Below are 17651 nucleotides of genomic sequence, written 5' to 3'. Positions count from 1 at the left end.
CTCAGGTCACCCCGATCGGCGTGCCGGACGCCAACGGCATTGGGGTGGGGGCGGTGCTGCCGACATCGAGCCCACCGGCGCGCGCGATCGCGCCATAGGCCAAGGCAGACCTCTTGATCCGGCGCTGCTGCGTCGCGCGATCCACGCCGACGATGCCGAACTTGGGCCCATAGCCCGCCATCCACTCGTAATTATCGAGCAGCGACCAATAGAAATAGCCGCGCACATCCACGCCATCGGCGATCGCGCACTGCAGCGCGCCGAGCGACTCACCGATGAACGCCGCCCGGCGATCGTCGTCGTCGCCCGAAAAGCCGTTCTCCGTCACGATGATCGGCGTCCTGGTGCGATGCCAGACATAGCGGCAGACCGCGGCAAGCGCATCGGGCCGATCCTCATAGCCCATGGCGGTGACCGGCTCGCCCGCGCGCGGGCCGTGGGTGCCGTCCTTGCGCGAGGTCGTCCGCGTATAGGTCTGTACGCCGATGAAGTCATCGCCGGCGACGAGGTCGAGGAACGGATCGACCATCTTGGCGACGCGCGCATCACGGACCGCTTCGGCCCCCGGTTCGGCCTGCTCGTCCTGGAGCGACAGGGTGATGCCGACCTGTACCTCGGGCCGGACGGATTTGATCGCGTCGCGTCCGGCGGCGTGAGCGCCAAGGCCATTGCGAAGCAACGCGTCCGGCGGGGTGAACAGGAAGTTGCTTTCGATCGGCGCGCCCAGCACCGCCTCGGCCGCGGCGCGCTTCGCCGCGCCTTCCTCGCCCGCCAGCAGACCCAGCGCGACGTCGCGGATGATGAGGGGGACGTTCATCTCGTTCATGCTGCACACGACGACCAGCCCGCGCAGGGCGCGCGTCACCGTCTCGCAATAGCGGGCGAACAGCGCGGGGAACTGGTCGCTGGTCATGCCGCCCTTGCGCGCGAGCCAGAGCGGGATGGTGAAATGGTGGAAGGTGACGACCGGCGTGATGCCACGCTGGTGGCAGGCGTCGATGCAGCGCTGATAATGGTCGAGCGCGGAGCGGGCGAACACCCCCTCGACCGGCTCGATCCGCGCCCATTCGATGCCGAAGCGATACGCCTTCAGCCCGATGGCGGCAAGGATCGCCATGTCGTCGTCGAAGCGGTTCCACTGGTCGACCGCATCACCGGACGGCTCGGCGAAGATCGATGGACTGGCATGCTCGAGCGCCCAGCAATCGCTGTTGAAATTGCCCCCCTCGACCTGGTGCCCGGCGGTGGCGGAGCCCCAGAGGAAATCGGCAGGAAAGGAACGATCGGAAGCGGTCACCGCAAGTACCTCGTCGGCAGAAGCAAAAGGGGCACCGGCCAGCGTGTCACGTGCCGGCGCCAGGGGGAGGAGATCAGAAGCGCCAGTCGAACGCGGCGCCGATCCGGCGAAAGGCATTGTCGGGCAGCGACTGGACATACTGCCCGGCCGAGAAATTGCCGGGGAAGATCGCGGCGGTGTAGCGCTGGTCGAACAGGTTGCGAACGAACACGCTAACGCGGGCGCGGCCTTCGGCATCGCCGATCCCGATCGTCGCGTTCACGACCGAGAAGCCGGGCTGGATCGTGTTGGGGTCGTTGATCGCGTAGTAGAAGCTGCTGCGATAGCGCCAGTCGGCATTGGCGAAGACGCGCAAGGCGTCGCCGACCGGCTGATCCACGCTCGCAGCCAGGCTGGTCGTCCACTTCGACGCGCCGACGAGCGGCGAGCCGGCGGCATTGAAGCTCGGTCCCGGCAGCGAACAGCCCTGCGCGGCGGTCTGCCCGAAATAGCAGGCGACGTTGTAGTCGCCATATTCGGTGTCGAGATAGGTGACGCCGCCGGTCAGGCTGACCCCCCGGGCCGGACGGACGATCGCCTCCGCCTCGACGCCGCGTGTCTTGAGCGTGCTGGCATTGCCGGTGCGGAAGGTACCCAAGCCGCCGTTGAGCGTGGGGTCGAACACCTGCGCCTGGAAATCGCGGAAGTTGTTGATGAACCCGGCGATGTTCAGGCTGACGCGGCGATCGAGGAGGTCGGCTTTCGCACCGATCTCGTACGCGTCGACCTTTTCGGGATCGACCGCGAACGCCACCCCCGCGGCCGAGCTGACCGCCGGTCCCTTATAGCCGCGGGTGTAGGTCGCGTAGAGATTGGCGGTGCCGATCGCGTATTCGACACCGGCACGGCCGGAGAAGCCGTTGACGCCGCGGTCCGCGATCACCGGGGCGGCGAGCGTCCCGACGCAATTGCGCCCGCCGCTCAGGAGAAAGGTGACGAGGTTGCAGACGCCCGGCACCGCCGTGACCGTGGTCGTCGAGTCGATCTCGTCACGCGTGTAGCGCCCGCCCGCGATCACGCGCAGTTGCGGCGTGAGATTGAACGTCAGCTGCGCAAAGGCCGCATAGCTCTTCGTGTCATAGTCGAAGTTCGACTGGCCCTTGACCGGCGACAGACGCACCGGGAAGCTTGCCGGAAACACGCCGAAGGTGCCGGCCTGCAGGATCTGCGCATCGATGTGCTGACGGAAATAATAGAGGCCGGCCGTATAGTCGACGAAGCCGTGATCGGTGTTGTTGACGCGCAGCTCCTGCGAGAACTGGTGCGACTGCGACGCGGCGATGTTGGTGTCGAAGAAGGGGACCGGCGTCTGGTCGACGTCGTTGTTGGCGCGCGCGTTGAGGTCGCGATAGGCGGTCACCGACGTGATCGCGAACGGCCCCGCGTCATAGCTTGCGGTGAACTGCGCGCCGAAGCTGCGCTCGTCGCGAACGACGTCCCTGCTCCCGATCGCCGTCCGGTTGTTTCGCGGCGAAGCGACGACGCCGAGCGCCGTATTCTGTGCGATGACGAAGTTCGGCGGCGCCAGCGGACGCAGCGCGGCCGGGATCGGCGTGGGATCGTTGCCGCCGAACTTGCGGATCGTCGAATAAGCCTCGACCCCGCTGTTCTGCTGGTAATCGGCGATCGCATAGAGGCTGACACGGTCGGTCGGCTCCCACAGCAGCTTGGCGGTGCCGAACCAGCGACGCACCGGATCCAGCCTGCCCGGACCGACCAGTTCGGTGACGGGCTGCTGATATTGATAGCCGCCGACGATGCGCAGCGCCGCGGTCTGGCCGATCGGCAGGTTGACCACCGCCTGCGACTGGATCTGGTCACGCTCACCGACCTGCACGCGGCCGATGGAGCCCAGCCGGCCGAGTTCGGGCCGCGCCGTCGTGATCGAGATGAGGCCGGCGGTGGTGTTCTTGCCGAACAGCAACCCCTGCGGCCCGCGCAGCACCTCGACCCGCTCCACATCCGCAAGCGAATTGAGCGGCACGAAGCGGGGCAGGGTGATGTTCACGTCATCGATCGCGATGCCGACCGCCGATTCGATGCCATAGTCGAACGAGTTGGTGCCGACGCCGCGGATCGCGAAATTGGGGACGCCGGGGGTCGCGGTGAAATTCACGCTCGGCGCGCGCTGGGTGATGTCGGCGAGCTGGTTCGCGCCGGTTTCCCGAATCGAGGCGCCATCGACGACGGTGATCGCGATCGGCACGTCGCGAAGATTTTCCGCGCGCCGCTGCGCCGTGACGACGATCTCGCCGACGCTGTCGTCGGTTTGGCCGTTTGCCGCCGAGCCGGCGGTGCCGGACTGCGCCGTCTGCGCCTGTGCCGTCCCTGCGATCACGATCAGGCTGGCTCCGGCCAGCACCTTCCAAGCCTTCATGGTCCTCTCCCCGCGCCGCTTTGTTGCGAGTTGTGAGCCAAGGCTGAGCCAATAAAAACATACTGTCAAGCATGCACGTATGTTGACAGGCGCTGGCGCTGGTCGCACGCTGTCATCCAGGAGAGGCCCGATGATCGTTCGAACGAATGACGTTGCACGCCGCATGGATGGATGTCGGTTGCACGCCCGCGGCGATGAGGCGCGGTCGGACGAGCGTGTCGTCGCATGACAGCCGCGCCCCTCTTCGTCCCGATGCCGCCACCTGAGGAGCGGGAGGCGATCGCGCTGCATCCGGCTTCGCCCCGGCGCGACATGCCGGCGCCGGGCTGGTTCATGCTTGGTGGCAAGATGACCGTCCGCAACGTCGACGAAGCGACGCTGACCCCCGTCCTTCCGGATCGTCCGCACGGCGGCGCCGCGGTCGTCATCGCGGCGGGCGGCGGCTACCTCATCCAGGCAATGGAGAACGAGGCCTGGGCGCAGGCACGCTGGCTTGCCGATCGGGGCGTTGCGGCGTTCGTGCTTAAGTATCGTCTCGAGCCGACGCCGGCAGCGGACGACGCCTTTGCTGCCGCGTTGATCGAGCGCTTCACCAAGGCCGCCGACCCGCAGGCGCGCCGGGCCATGGCCGTGCCCGGCCCTATGGTCGAGGATGCCGCCGCGGCGATGCAACTGGTCCGGTCGCGGGCCGTGGATTGGGCGGTGGATCCGGAGCGCATCGGTTATCTCGGCTTTTCGGCCGGTGCGATGATCGGCCTCGACCTGGTCGGGCGCGCCGCGGCGGACACGCGCCCGGCGTTCCTGGCGACGATCTATCCGTCGATGGCGAGGATCGCGGTGGCCGCCGATCCGCCGCCGCTGTTTGCCGCGATGGCAGCCGACGATCCGCTATACAGCACGCAGGGCTATGGCCTGGTCGAGGGCTGGCGCGAGGCGGGGGGCTCGACCGAGCTTCACGTCTATGCCGGCGGCGGTCATGGCTTCGGGATGGGAAAGCCCGGCACGACCAGCACCGGGATCATGCCGGCCTTTCACGCCTGGCTCGAAAGCGGCGGTTGGCTGGATGCGAAGGGGGGGGAGGACCTGACATGAGTCTTGCAGGATCAGCCGATCATCGACCCGGCGCACGCGCACTGGCGCCGATCCGGCCCGGTCGCAAGCTGGGCTATGCGGCGGGGGCGATGCTCGACGGCGTCGCGACGCAGGCGATCAACATCTTCCTGTTCTTCTATGCGACGGCGGTCTGCGGTCTGCCGGCAGCGCTGGTCGGCGTGGCGCTGGCCGCGGGGCTGGTCGTCGACGCGGTCGTCGATCCGCTGATCGGGTCGCTGTCCGATGGCTGGCGATCGCGGTACGGCCGGCGCCTTCCGTTCATGGCGGTCGGCGTGCCGGGCACTATGCTGTTCCTGTCGCTGATGTTCGCACTGCCGCAGGGGTGGAGCGTGCCGGTGCTCGGCGCGTGGCTCACCCTGTTGTCGATCGGCCTGCGGGTCTCGATCTCGCTGTTCCTGCTGCCCTTCAACGCAGTCGGTGCGGAGCTGAGCGACGATTACGAGGAACGATCGTCGATCGCGGCGTGGCGTTGGGGCTTCGCCATGCTGGGCGCGGTGACGACGGTCGCGCTGGGCTTCGGCGTGTTCCTGTCGGGGCCGACCGGCCTGTCGAACCGCGCCGCCTATCTGCCCTTTGCACTGACGCTTGCCGTCATCGTCGCGCTCGCGACGATCGTATCGATGCGCGCGCTCCACCGCATGCCCGATCGGCAGCACCCGCCCGCCGTGTCCGAAGGCGTCATCTATGCGCGGCTGTGGCGCGAGGTGGGCGAGCTGTTTCGCAACCACTCGTTCCGGATCCTCTTCGTCGGCGCGCTCCTCCTGTTCACGGCGTCGGCGATCCACGCGACGCTCGCGATCCATGCCAATACCTATTTCTGGGGAATGGTGCCCGCGCAGGTTCAGATCGTGACGCTGTCGCTGTTCATGGGGCTGCTCTGCGGGGCGCCGCTCGCCGGGCCGATGCTGCGGCGGCTGGAGAAGCGCAGCGTGCTGGTCCTGGGCATCGCCGGGCTGGGGGCGGCGTTCGCACTGCCGCCGACCGCGCGGCTGATCGGCCTGATGCCGCCGACGGGGCAGCCGCCGGTCGCCCTGCTGTCGGTGGCGGTGTTCCTGGGCGGTGCGCTGATGGCGACCGCGGCGATCGCCTTCGCCTCGATGATGGCTGACGCCGCCGACGAGCACGAGCATCTGTTCGGCGCACGGCGCGAAGGCCTGTATTTCGCCGGCTGGGCGTTCGCCAGCAAAGCCGCGGCAGGCTTTGGTTCACTCGTCGCCGGCGTCGCGATGCAGCTGATCGGCGTGCCGAGCGGAACGGCCGGCCATGGCGCAGCCACGACGGTCGCGCAGCTGCCGCCGCAGACGGTCAACTGGATCGGCGTCATCTATGGCCCCGGCACCGGCATGCTCGCGCTCGCCGCCGCGCTCGTCTGCCTGCTGTACCGGCTGGACGCGACCACGCATCGCACGATCCAGAGCGATCTGGAGGCCCGCCGTGCGGCGCTGGCTGCTCCCATCATCTGAACCGAAGCCCGGCAGGTCATCGGGCGAGGGCGCCTAAGCCTAATCGTTCAACCAGTCGGCGGTGATCTTGCCCCTGTGTCCTTCGGGTGCCAGTGCCGCGCGCAGCGCTTCCAGCAGTGGCGGCAGTCCTTGGGTGAAAGCGTAGGGCGGGTTGACGATGAAGAGGCCCGCGCCGTTGTAGATGCCGGGCTGATCGGCATCGTACAGCCAATGCTCGACGGACATGAACTTCGGGATGCCCAGCCTCCGCAAGGCGTTCTTCCATCGCTGATGCGCCGCGCGGTCTTTCAGCGGATACCAGATCACCGTCACGCCATGTGCCCATTTGCGGTGCGCCGCAGCCAGCGTCGCGGTGATGCGCTCGCGTTCGTCGGTCTGCTCATAGGGCGGATCGACGACCACCATGCCGCGTGCCGTGCGGGTCGGGACCAGCGCCAGCCACAGCTCATAGGCATCGCGTTCGTGCACGGCGGCAGGCGTGCTGCGCATCGCGCTGCGCAAGGCGCGGGCGTCCTCGGGATGCTTTTCATTGAGGATGAGCAGGTCCTGCGCGCGCAGGCGCTGCGCCAGGAACTGCGGCGAGCCGGGGTAGAGGTGCGGCTCTGCCCCGACATTCACCGATCGGACGGCTGCGCGATAGTCGTCCAGCAAGGGGTCGGTATCGGCAAAGGCCCGCAGCACGCCGTGCGCCGCTTCGCCGGTGCGCTGGGCCTGTTCTCCGCCCAGATCATAGAGGCCGCAGCCGGCATGCGTGTCGATCAGCGTCAGCGCGCCCGGCTTCTGCTGCAACGCCCGGACGAGGGCGATGAGCAGGCTGTGCTTCACCACATCGGCGCTGTTGCCGGCGTGGAAGGAATGGCGGTAATTCATCGAAACGACAGACCCTTGTCCACGCTGGAGACCTCGAACGCGCCCGGCGCGATCCCGGCGACCGACCAGTCGCCGATCGACCAGCGGACCAGCCGGAGGGTCGGCAACCCGACCGCCGCCGTCATGCGGCGGACTTGCCGGTTACGCCCTTCGCGGATGGTGATCTTAAGCCAGCTGTCGGCGACGGACTTGCGCTGGCGGATCGGCGGTTCGCGCGGCCACAGGTCCGGCGCCTCGATCTGCGCGATAGCGGCAGGTAGGGTCATGCCGTCGTTGAGCCGGACGCCCTGGCGCAGGCGCTCCAGCATCGGCGCCTGCGGCTCGCCCTCGACCTGCACCAGATAGGTCTTGGCCATCTTGTACCGCGGATCGGCGATGCGCGCCTGGAGCCGACCATCGTCGCACAACAGCAGCAGGCCTTCGCTGTCCCGATCCAGCCGCCCGGCGGGATAGACGCCCTTCACCTCGATGAAATCCGACAGGGTCGACCGGACCGTCGGCGAACCGCGGTCGGTGAATTGCGACAGGACCCCGAAAGGTTTGTTGAACAGGAGCAGCCGGGTCATGCCGAGCTCATATCGTCTGGCTGCGGGCCTGTCCCCTGGGGCATGTTGCGGCAAGTAAGGCAGCGCCCGGTGCCGTCGGTCTAGCGTGAGGCCCTAGGTCAGGCCACATGAATTGAAATAGTCGCTCGCAGCTGCCCGGAAATAGGCTTGATAAAGCGGCTCCCGCCAGGTTCCGCGTGTCGCATTCACAGCAGCCACGGCGTTCTCGAAGTTAAGGCGCTTAGTTCTGCAGGCGGCGCTCTCTGCCGACGCAGCGCTCGAAAACGACAAGGACGACAGGGCGATCGCGCCTAGCGTAGCGACTTTGATAAACTTCATTCATTGCTCTCCTGCAAATCTCTATCGCTTCAGCTTGAATCTTAGAGACTTACCGGGACGAGGGGCAACCGACGAGCGGTGCAGATCGGTTGGCCCGACCGGTACCAGCACCGTTCCACCGCAACGAGCGGTGACTAGGATGCAAGGTGCGCTTCGAGCGCGATTGGGCTTGTCAAAGAACCCTGGCTTCTGATCGGGCGACGGGAAGCGACCTCAACCGCGTCCCATCCGCCGCAAATAAGGCATTCGTCAGGGCTGCGGCGGTCAGACCCTGCGCGCACTCGCCGGTGTCGAAAAAGGGCGTGCCCGGTCGGTCTACGATCTCGACCACGACGCTGCGCGGGGCGTGACCGAACCGGAGGATGGGATAGGTGCTCCACTCATAGTCGGTGCGGTGCGCGCCGTGGTGGTCAGCCGCCTCGTACGCGATCCAACCGAGCAACTGCACGATGCCGCCTCCACCCGGTGCTGTCAGTTTAGCGCGAACCCGTCTCCGGACGATGCATCTCGAGCTTTGGGCGATGGCAGCCTAGCTGGCGAAAATCTGCCACTCCGCGAGCGCCGCGGAGCATCGTTCCTTGTAGGTCTCTCTGTCGGTGAGATGGCGCTCCAGGCTGAAATGGTTGTGGATGTTGGCGTAAACAGAGGCGAACGATTGTAGCGTCTTTATCTACCTGAATCTCAGCATCGCGCGTTCGCGTCGTCTGAATAAAAGGTGTGGGTTCTCGACCTGCTTGTTAGCCTAGCGGCCAACCTCCTGCTTCTCGGCATCGCCGCACGATAGCTACGCAGACCATCGGTTGTGATCGCCTCAGGTGCGGCCGTGGTGCTTGAGCGCCTTCTTCATGAAGGTGACTGCGGCCGCCTTGTCGCGGGCCTTGGTGACGTAGCTCTCCAGGACCTCGCCTTCATGATGCTACAATCCCCACTCGCTGCACATCCGTCGCGCTAACATCGGCGACACGCGTCCGACCGATCAGTGCCATGCTCCGCACGATCTCTGCGCGGATCAGGTCGAGCGCACGGGTCACGCCTGCCTCGCCGCTCGCCGCCAGGCCATGGAGGTAGGGGCGGCCGATCGAGCAGCCGTCGGCTCCCAGCGCCAATGCCTTGAGGATGTGCGTTCCGCGACGCACGCCGCCGTCGCAGATCAGCTGCGCCGCGCTGCCGATGCGATCGCGGATGGCGGCGAGGCACTCGACGGGCGCGGCGGTGCCGTCGAGCTGGCGACCGCCATGGTTGGACACCATGATCGCCTCGGCCCCCTGCGCCACTGCTTCCGCGCAGTCGGCTGCGGTCATCAATCCCTTGATGGCGAGGCGACCTTTCCATCGTGCACGCAGCCAGGCGACGTCGCTCCAGGTCGCCGAACGATCGAACTGCCGATTGACATAGTCGATCACGGTCGTGTCGTTGCCGAGATCGCCGACATGATCGACGATGTTGGCGAGCTTGAAGCCTTTGTTGCTCAGCGCACCGATCGCCCATCGGGGATGGGCGGCGAAGCTCAGCAGGCTGCGCGCACCGAAGCGAGGCGGCATGGTCATGCCGGTGCGCAGGTCGCGTTCGCGATTGCCGGCGACCGGCGTGTCGACGGTCAGGATCAGCGCATCGAACCCGTTTAGGGCTGCGTTCGAGAGCAGCGCTTCCGTCAGGCCGCGGTCGCGGAATAGATAAAGCTGGAAGGCACGGGCGACGCCGGTTTCCGCCACACTTGCCATACCGGTCGTCGCCATGGTCGACAGGCTGTATGGAACGCCCGCCGCCGCGGCGGCGCGCGCGACCGCCAGCTCGCCATCACGGTGGAACAGCTGCGACATGCCGGTCGGGGACAGCATCAGCGGCAGCGTACTGCGCATGCCGAGCAGCGTAGTGCCGGTGTCGATCGTCGCGACGTCGACGAGAGGGCGCTGGACGAGCGTCCAGTCGTCAAAGGCCGCGGTGTTGCGGCGCATGGTCCATTCGTCGTCCGCGCCGCCATCGATATAGTCGCGCATCGGGGCGGGCAGCCGGCGACGCGCGAGGTGCTGCAAATCGGCGAGATTGCGAACGCGGGCGAGTGCGCGCGACATCGATTGCCTTTCTAACCACCGCCAGATCGACGTGCCGCAGCCGGTGCCTGCATCTCAGCGGATCGCCATGTCCGGCGAAGCGTCGTTCAGTATCGCTCCGCTTCGGCGAATTGCTGGCCGATGGAGGCGATGAAATGATCGTTCATGGCCGCGACGGCACCCGCGGAATCTTCCTGTCGGATTGCCTCGGCGATCAGCTGATGCTGGCGGAAGATCGCATCGCGTTGATCCTCGGTCAGCCGCGTCTGCCAGGCCGTCGGCACCGCGAGGCGCATGAGCGGCTCGAACGATCTCACGATCTGGTGGAACAGGCCGTTGCCACTGGCTTTCGCGATCGCCTGATGGAAGCGAATGTCGTGAAGCGTGATCTGGTCCATGTTGCCGCGCGACGCCGCCATCGCGTCGGCGGCGCGGGCGATCTCTTCCGCGTCGTCGTGCGTCCGGTGGAGAGCGGCAAGTTCGGCCGTTCGCAGCTCGAGCGTGCGCCGCACGTCCCACACCTGCGCCACGGATACCTGCGCGGTCGCCACGGCGTGGTCGATCGATGCGCCCATGACCGATCCGTCGATCGCCCCCACGCGCGCGCGGCGCCCGTTGGCGACGTCGATCACGCGCAACGTCGCGAGCGCCCCGAACGCCTCTCGCATCACCGCGCGACTGACGCCGAGTTCGCCGGCGAACCAGCCTTCTCCAGGCAGCGTGTCGCCGACCTTCAGATTATGAGCGGCGATGTGCTCCCGCACGCGGCGAAGCGCGTGATCGACCAGCGAGCCGCCATTGGCGGGGCGAGCGGCGGCCGTCATGCAGCCATCTGACGAAGCTGGGTCGGCGGCACACCGAACCGGCGCGTGAACGCGCGGGTAAAGCTGGCGGTGTTGTTATAGCCACAGGCGTAGCCGATCGACGCGATCATCATGTCGGTCTCGCGCACCATCCTCCGGGCACCGGACAGGCGGTTCTCGGCCAGCGCATCGGCGACCGAGCTGTTGAACATCACCCGGAATCCTCGTGTCAGCTTGGCCCGGTTGAGCCCACAGGCGCGCGCAATGGCGTCGAGCGTCAGCTTCTCGCTCCAGCGATCGTCGATTATCCGCCGCGCGGTCAGCAGTCGGACGGCGTCGCCGTGACCCAGTGCGCCGAATTCGTCGGCGGCGACCAGCGATCCGTTCGCCTCTCGGCAGAGCAGCGCCAGAACGAGCTCGATGCTCTTGGCCAGCCTGAGCGTTGCCCGCATCGGCTCGGGAAGGTCGCAGTCGACGATCGCAAGCGCCACCGCGCGAAGTTCGCTTGGCAGATACCAGCGACGGCCGAGCGCGGGCATGCCGCCCGTCATGCGTCGGCAGGCAGCGGGATCGATCACGAACACCAGATCGGCCGCTTCAAGATCGGGCTGCGAGCCGGAACGCGCCGATACGCTGACCGCGCTGACGGTGCCGATGCCGCTGAACGACCACATGATCCAGTCGGCTGGCCAATCGGATTGGACCGGACCGGCGCCGACAAAGGCCAGCATCTCCGCGGAGACGTTCACGCACGTCTTGTACATCTGCCCCCTCCACCTCTTCATGGCATTCATACCTATCTGTAAGGTCGTGGTCAACGCCTATCAGATAGGTTGGCGTGACGATGTCGGTGCATTGCGCATGGCGAGGAGGAACCCTCCGAACCCGATGGCGCTGGTGATGACCGCCACTTCCGCGAGCGCCGTCGGCAGATGGTGCTCGCCGCCCATCATGTCGCTGGCAAGCGCGACCAAGGGCGGCGCGAAACCGAAGCCGAACAGCCCCGCGAACGTGAGGAAGGCGCCGATGGTCAGCCCGCGCAGCTCGTTCGGTAGCCACACGGTCAGCGCGACCGCCATCACCAGCCCCGTCACGGCACCGCTGACGGTGAGCAGGCCGAGCGCGATCGCGAACACCGGCACGCTGCCGGCGATGGGGAAAAGCGCCGCGGGGATCCCGACCGCGGCCGCGAGAACCGCGCCCAGCAAGAGCCCGCCGCGCCTGAGGCTCTTGGCACCCATGTCGGCGCTCAAGCCGCCCGCAATCGATCCAATCAGGCCCGCGCCCAGCAGCAGCAGCCCCATCCAGCCAGCGAAGTCGGCTGGTTGCAGTCCGAAGCTGCGCGTCAGGACCGGCGCTGCCCAGATACCGGCGGCGGCGTCCGCCATCACGACGCTCATCTGCCCGACGAACAACGGCGCCAGAAAGGCACGGCGGGCCAGCAGCTCACGCATCAACGTGCCGAAATTCGCTCGCGGACCCGTTTCGCTTTCGCGCCGGGCGGGCTCGCGGAGCAGCAACAGGGGCAGGATGGACACGGCGCTGATGAGCGCGAGCGCGAGATGCGTGGCCCGCCAGCCGCTCATCGAGCCGAACCAGCCCGAGGTCGCCGGCGCCATGAACCAGCCGAACAGCGCGCCGACGAGCGCAAACCCCAGCGCTTGGCCGACGATCTTGCCGAGATTGAGGATCAGCGTCGCGCGACCGCGTTCCTGCGGCTCGCAAAGATCGGCGGCGATCGACACCGCGGCGGTCAGCGCGCCCGTCATCCCGATGGCGGTCAGCATCCGCGCCGCGAAGAGCACGGGCAAGCTGCTGCCAACCGACGTCAGCGCCGTGCCAATCGTCCAGACGATGGCCAGCCCGATCAGGATGCGAACCCGGTTGAAACGATCGACCGCCAGCCCGATCGGGATCGACAGCAGCAACAACGGCACCGCGGCCGACACGCCGCTGATCAGGCTGAGGGCATAATCGCTGAGCCCCAGCTCGGCTTTGGCGGCCTCCTGCACCGTCGCGAACGAGCCCATGACCGTGAACCCGAGCACGGTGGCGAGCGCCAGGACGAGGAGGGTCGGGATCGCCGCGAACAATCGGCGCGGGGCCGGCTCCATGACAGCGGGGTCAACGACGGTAAGCGTGCTCATTCGCCGAGATCCTTAAAGAGCGAAGATCTTGCCCGGATTGAAGAGATTGTCCGGATCGAGCGCACGCTTCAGCGTTCGCATCACATCAACGGCGTCGCCCAGTTCGGCGACCAGCCAGTCCTGCTTTCCAAGGCCGATCCCGTGCTCGCCGGTGCAGGTGCCGTCCATCGCCAGCGCCCGTTCGACCAGCCGGCGATTGAGCTCGGCGACTTCCGCGAACTCATGCGGCGCCGTCGGGTCGATCGAGAAGATGACATGGAAATTGCCGTCTCCGACGTGCCCGAGAATCGTGGCCGGAACGCTCGCAGAGGCGAGGTCGGCCTGCGTCTCGACGATGCAGTTCGGCAGCCGGCTGATCGGCACACAGACATCCGTGGACCAGCCGACCGCGCCCGGGCGCAGATTGACGGCCGCGTAATAGGCCTCGTGCCGCGCCTTCCATAACCGGTTACGCTCTTCGGTCAGGTGCGACCAGGCGAAGGTGCCGCCGCCATTGCCGGCCGCGACGGCCTCGACCGTCTCGATCTGCTCGGTCACGCCGGTGGCCGATCCGTGAAACTCGAAGAACAGCGTGGTGGTCTCCGTCAGGGTCAATTTCGACCAGCGGTTGACCGCACGGATCTGCATGGCGTCGAGGATTTCGACGCGCGCCAGCGGGACGCCGAGCTGAATCGCCTGAACGACCGTGTCGACGGCGCCCTGGAGCGTGTCGAACGGGCATACTGCCGACGAAATCTGCTCGGGGATCGGGTGAAGGCGCAACGTCACCTCCGTGACGATGCCGAGCGTGCCTTCGGACCCCACGTACAGGCGCGTCAGGTCGTAACCGGCGGCCGACTTGCGCGCGCGCCGCGCGGTGCGGACCACCTGGCCCTGCGGCGTCACCACCGTCAGCGACAGCACCGCCTCTCGCATCGTGCCGTAGCGAACGGCGTTGGTGCCGCTCGCGCGGGTCGAGGCCATGCCGCCGATGGTGGCATTGGCGCCCGGATCGATCGGGAAGAACAGGCCCTGGTCGCGCAGGTGCAGGTTCAGTTCCTCGCGCCGGCACCCTGCCTGGACGGTACAGTCGAAGTCCTCGACGTTGACCGCCAGGATCGCGTCCATCCTCGACAGGTTGATCGCGACTCCGCCCCGCACCGCGAGCGCGTTCCCCTCGATCGACGTGCCGGCGCCGTAGGGTACGATCGGCACCCGATGGTCGCGGCACAGATTGACCAGATCGACGACGTCCCCCGTCGATTGCGCGAACACCACCGCGTCGGGCGGCATCGGTGCGAAGTGCGACTCGCTGGCGCCGTGCTGGTCGCGGATGCCCTGCGACGTATGGCACTGCTCGCCGAAGCGCCGTGTCAGCGCGTCGAGAAACGCGGGTTCGATCCGCACCCTGGTTGGTGCCGAGATATCCATGATGGTGCTCTCCCCCGACGCGGCGATCAGAAGCGGATGGCTGCTTCGACGCCGGCCGTTCGCGGCTGGATGATCGCGCCCGCATAGAGGGCGCCGGGTGTTGCGCTGGGCGCGGTCGCCTGCGGCGTGGCCACCAGGATCTGCCGCTCATCCGTCAGATTGCGGACGAAGGCGTTGAGGCTGAGGTTGCCGGCGGCGAGCCCCGCCCGCAGATCGAACGTCGCATAGTCGCCAAGCCGTTTTGGGAAGCGGTTGCTGTAGTCGCTCACACGGTCGCCGACGTAATTGGCCGTACCGCCGAGCGTCAGCGCAGCGTCGCCGCCGAGCGGGATCGAATAGTCCGCGACGATCGAGCCCGACCATTTGGGCACATAGGGGAGCCGGTCGCCGTCCAGCCCGCCTGCGGCCGGAGCATCGTCCTGCAGCTTGGCGTCGGTGTAGGCGGTATTTAGCGTGACGTTGAATGCCCGTGTCGGGTTGTACCGCAGGGTCAGTTCCGCGCCCTGGCTGCGCGCGCTACCGGGCGAGTTGACGATGAAGTTGAACCCGCCGGCGCTGGTCTGGATCTGGATCTTGTCCCAATTGGTGTAGAACAGCGCCGCGTCGGCCGAGAGGGTCCGGTCCGCGGTCTGTGCCTTCACGCCGACCTCGTACTGGATGAGTTCGTCGGGGGAGAAGGTGTTCGGGATGTTCCCGGTCGGCGGGGCGGGGTTTGGGCCGCCCGGGCGATAGCCGGTCGCCACCCGGCCGTAGAGCGTGAGGTCGTCGGTCGGGCGGAAGCGCGGCGACACCATCCAGGTCGTCACGGTCGCGCTCTCGGTTCCGCTGGCGATCAGCGAAGGCTGCCGCGCGCTGGCGAGGATCAGCAGCCCGCTGTAGTTCTGGTAATAGGTCTGATCGTCGTGGGCGACGCGGATGCCCCCCAGCACATCGAACCTGTCGCCCAGCTTCACGCGCGCGTTGCCGAAGGCGGACCATTCCTCATAGGTCGAGAGGATCTGGGCATTGGCGAAGGGCGGCAGGACATAGGGCGCGCCCGTTGTCTGTGAGAAATAGTCGATGCTCAGCTGGTTGACGTCGTCCTCATGCGTCCAATAGCCGCCGACCTGCAGGTCGAGGAACCCGCCGAGATCGTTGGCGGTCGCGCGCAGTTCCTGCGACCAGCGATCGGTGGTCTTCACGAACCGGGTGAGCAGGCCGACATCGGCCGGAATGCGAAAGCCCAGCACGGGCCCCAGCAGCGAGCCAACCAGTTGGTACAGCGGCACGAAGTTGCGCCGCGAATCGACGTTGTCGCGGTTGAGGATCTTCTGGAACGTGGTCGACGAGACCAGGTCGATCCCGCCCAGGTCCGCGCGCAGCGTCGCATTGTAGAGGCGCAGCTTGGTCAGTCCGCGCTCGGGTGCCGAGCGGTCCTGCTTCAGGTCGCCGCTGACCGGGCGCAAGGTTGCGGCGTCGAGGTCGACAGCGTTGCTCCCTTGCGTGATCGTGTCCTGCAGCAACGCCGACAGGTCGAGCGAAACGTCCGGGCCGAAGCGCATCGACAGCACGCCGCGCCCGCCGGTCACCACCGCCTCGTTGACGTCGTTGCGGCCGATCCGCGGATTGACGTTGTCGATGTAGCCGGGGTCGAAGCGGTAGAAGCCCGATGCGCGGAAGGTGAGCCGGTCGGTGACCAGGGGCACGTTGAGCGCCGCCCGAGCGGCATAGCCGAGCTTGCGGCCACCACTGACACCGTTCAGCCCGACCGACGCGCGACCGGCAAGATCGTTGAAATCGGGGGCGGCGGTGGTGAACTTCAAGAGGCCGCCGACGGCGCCGGCGCCGTACAGCGTGCCTTGCGGACCCTTCAGCACCTCGACTTGCGACAGGTCCGACGGATCGAGATCGGGGGTGATGGCATTGCCGCCGGTATAGGCGTTTACCGATCCGACCGGCGCCTCGTCGACGTAGAAGGCGGTGGTGGAGCCCGGCTGCGCGGCGCCGGTGGTGATTCCGCGCACGACGACCTGCGTCACGCCCTGGCGCGCGCTGGTCAGGCTGAGGCCCGGAACCTGGGCCGCATAGTCGGTGAAGCGCACCGCGCCCTGTTCGAGCAGGTCGGTGGCGCTGACGACCGACACCGACGCGGGCACGTCGAGCAGCCGCTCGTTCGCCTTCGTCGCAGTGACGATGATGTCCGCCGCCGCGGTGTCCTGTGCTTCGGCATCCGTCGCCGCCGGGGCAGGCGCCGGCGCCTGCTGTGCATGGGCGGCAGACGGCAGCGCCAGCGCCAATGCGGTGGACGCGGCGAGCAGGGAACGACGGCGCATGGGCATCCTCTCCAGAAGTCCGGTAGTCGGCGCTACCTATCAGACAGCTTTAGGAGAGATGCGACCTTTCAGAAAGGTGCCGTGACTATGCCGATCGGATCGCAGCATTGCCGGATCGGATCACCAGCAGGTGTAACCGCCATCCGCGAGCACGATGCTGCCGGTCATCAGGCTGGCCGCGTCGCTGGCGAGGAACAGCACGACCGAGGCGACCTCGTCCGGCGTACCCAGACGCGCCTGCGGCGTGCCGTCGATCCACCTGCGGTACATCTCGCCTTCCTTGTCCGCAAAGGCGTTCAGCGGCGTGGCGATATAGGTCGGCGCGACCGCATTCACGCGCACGCCGCGCGATGCCCATTCGGCTGCCAGACTGCGCGTCAGCTGATGCACTGCGGCCTTCGAGGCATTGTAGTAGCTTTGTGGCTGTGGCCGGTTGACGATGAAGCCGGACATCGAGCCGACGTTGACGATCGCACCTGTTCCAGCGGCCAGCATGTGCCGACCAAAGGCGCGGGCACACCAAAAGGTGCCGTTCAGGTTCACGTCGAGGACGTTGAGCCAGTGTTCGTCCGAGACGTCCTCGGCAGCGGTTTCGCTGCGAGCGATTCCGGCATTGTTTACCAGCACGTCGATGGGCCCGAGTTCGTCGGCGATTGCCGTGACGCGGCGGCTGTCGGTGACGTCCATGATGACGCCCTCGACCGCATGGCCCATGCGCCGAAGGTGCTCGGTCGCCGCGCCGATCGCGTCCGCGTCGCGGTCGGCCAGGATCACGGCCGCTCCCGCCTCGGCCAGCGCCTCGCAGCAGGCCAGGCCGATACCCTGCCCGCCGCCGGTCACGAGCGCGCGGCGACCGTCGAGCCGAAATCGATCGAGGTACATGAT

The 17651-nt window shown here is 67.2% G+C and carries 15 protein-coding genes and 1 pseudogene; 2 read left to right on the top strand and 14 right to left on the bottom strand.

The features are described 5' to 3' along the window. Nucleotide 1: 1 nt before the first annotated feature. The gene (locus tag RS883_RS00580; RefSeq protein ID WP_315761639.1) at nucleotides 2–1297 is read right to left on the bottom strand and encodes a glycoside hydrolase family 1 protein; all 1296 of its coding nucleotides are present in this window, start codon (nucleotides 1295–1297) and stop codon (nucleotides 2–4) included. Nucleotides 1298–1370: 73 nt separating this feature from the next. Beyond that, entirely contained in the window at nucleotides 1371–3713 is a 2343-nt protein-coding gene (locus RS883_RS00575) for a TonB-dependent receptor (protein WP_315761637.1), read from the bottom strand. Nucleotides 3714–3938: 225 nt separating this feature from the next. Here RS883_RS00575 and RS883_RS00570 point away from each other — a divergent pair, with 225 nt between their 5' ends. Both RS883_RS00570 and RS883_RS00565 read left to right on the top strand, forming a co-directional pair. Continuing rightward, nucleotides 3939–4805 (top strand): alpha/beta hydrolase, encoded by an 867-nt coding sequence (locus RS883_RS00570; RefSeq protein WP_315761635.1) that lies wholly within the window; start codon nucleotides 3939–3941, stop codon nucleotides 4803–4805. Continuing rightward, on the top strand, nucleotides 4802–6289 hold the full coding sequence (locus tag RS883_RS00565) for an MFS transporter (RefSeq protein ID WP_315761633.1): 1488 nt from the start codon (nucleotides 4802–4804) through the stop codon (nucleotides 6287–6289). The genes RS883_RS00570 and RS883_RS00565 overlap by 4 nt, the downstream gene beginning before the upstream one ends. Nucleotides 6290–6328: 39 nt before the next feature. On the opposite strand, the gene RS883_RS00560 is transcribed toward RS883_RS00565, so the two are convergent. From RS883_RS00560 to RS883_RS00505, 12 genes and pseudogenes are all read right to left on the bottom strand, one after another. Next, on the bottom strand, nucleotides 6329–7159 hold the full coding sequence (locus RS883_RS00560) for a 23S rRNA (adenine(2030)-N(6))-methyltransferase RlmJ (protein ID WP_315761631.1): 831 nt from the start codon (nucleotides 7157–7159) through the stop codon (nucleotides 6329–6331). Continuing rightward, complete coding sequence (locus RS883_RS00555) at nucleotides 7156–7725, bottom strand: pseudouridine synthase (RefSeq protein ID WP_315761629.1); 570 nt, start codon at nucleotides 7723–7725, stop codon at nucleotides 7156–7158. Before RS883_RS00555 ends, RS883_RS00560 begins: the two co-directional genes overlap by 4 nt. 93 nt (nucleotides 7726–7818) lie before the next feature. Then, nucleotides 7819–8043, bottom strand: a complete 225-nt coding sequence (locus RS883_RS00550; RefSeq protein WP_315761627.1) for a hypothetical protein — start codon at nucleotides 8041–8043, stop codon at nucleotides 7819–7821. Nucleotides 8044–8215: 172 nt separating this feature from the next. Beyond that, complete coding sequence (locus tag RS883_RS00545; protein WP_315761625.1) at nucleotides 8216–8491, bottom strand: hypothetical protein; 276 nt, start codon at nucleotides 8489–8491, stop codon at nucleotides 8216–8218. An 81-nt stretch (nucleotides 8492–8572) separates the two neighbouring features. Beyond that, nucleotides 8573–8956: pseudogene (locus RS883_RS17160) on the bottom strand (DDE-type integrase/transposase/recombinase); the annotation flags it as partial. Beyond that, nucleotides 8952–10115, bottom strand: a complete 1164-nt coding sequence (locus tag RS883_RS00535; protein ID WP_315761623.1) for an alpha-hydroxy acid oxidase — start codon at nucleotides 10113–10115, stop codon at nucleotides 8952–8954. The pseudogene RS883_RS17160 and the gene RS883_RS00535, both read right to left, overlap by 5 nt. A gap of 86 nt (nucleotides 10116–10201) precedes the next feature. Beyond that, the gene (locus tag RS883_RS00530; protein ID WP_315761621.1) at nucleotides 10202–10918 is read right to left on the bottom strand and encodes a FadR/GntR family transcriptional regulator; all 717 of its coding nucleotides are present in this window, start codon (nucleotides 10916–10918) and stop codon (nucleotides 10202–10204) included. Then, nucleotides 10915–11715 carry an AraC family transcriptional regulator gene (locus RS883_RS00525; protein ID WP_315761619.1) on the bottom strand — a complete coding sequence of 267 codons (801 nt, stop codon included), beginning with the start codon at nucleotides 11713–11715 and terminating at the stop codon, nucleotides 10915–10917. The genes RS883_RS00530 and RS883_RS00525 overlap by 4 nt, the downstream gene beginning before the upstream one ends. 6 nt (nucleotides 11716–11721) lie before the next feature. Continuing rightward, nucleotides 11722–12990: an MFS transporter gene (locus RS883_RS00520; protein ID WP_315761617.1), complete on the bottom strand. Its 1269-nt coding sequence runs from the start codon at nucleotides 12988–12990 to the stop codon at nucleotides 11722–11724. Between the two features lie 66 nt (nucleotides 12991–13056). Beyond that, complete coding sequence (locus RS883_RS00515; protein WP_409977368.1) at nucleotides 13057–14454, bottom strand: FAD-binding oxidoreductase; 1398 nt, start codon at nucleotides 14452–14454, stop codon at nucleotides 13057–13059. 26 nt (nucleotides 14455–14480) lie between these two features. Next, nucleotides 14481–16766, bottom strand: a complete 2286-nt coding sequence (locus RS883_RS00510) for a TonB-dependent receptor (RefSeq protein ID WP_315761615.1) — start codon at nucleotides 16764–16766, stop codon at nucleotides 14481–14483. Between the two features lie 120 nt (nucleotides 16767–16886). Continuing rightward, nucleotides 16887–17648 (bottom strand): SDR family NAD(P)-dependent oxidoreductase, encoded by a 762-nt coding sequence (locus tag RS883_RS00505; RefSeq protein WP_315761613.1) that lies wholly within the window; start codon nucleotides 17646–17648, stop codon nucleotides 16887–16889. Nucleotides 17649–17651: the final 3 nt, after the last annotated feature.

Source organism: Sphingomonas sp. Y38-1Y (genome assembly GCF_032391395.1).
Lineage (GTDB): Bacteria > Pseudomonadota > Alphaproteobacteria > Sphingomonadales > Sphingomonadaceae > Sphingomonas.
This window is presented reverse-complemented; position numbering and strand designations above follow the sequence as displayed.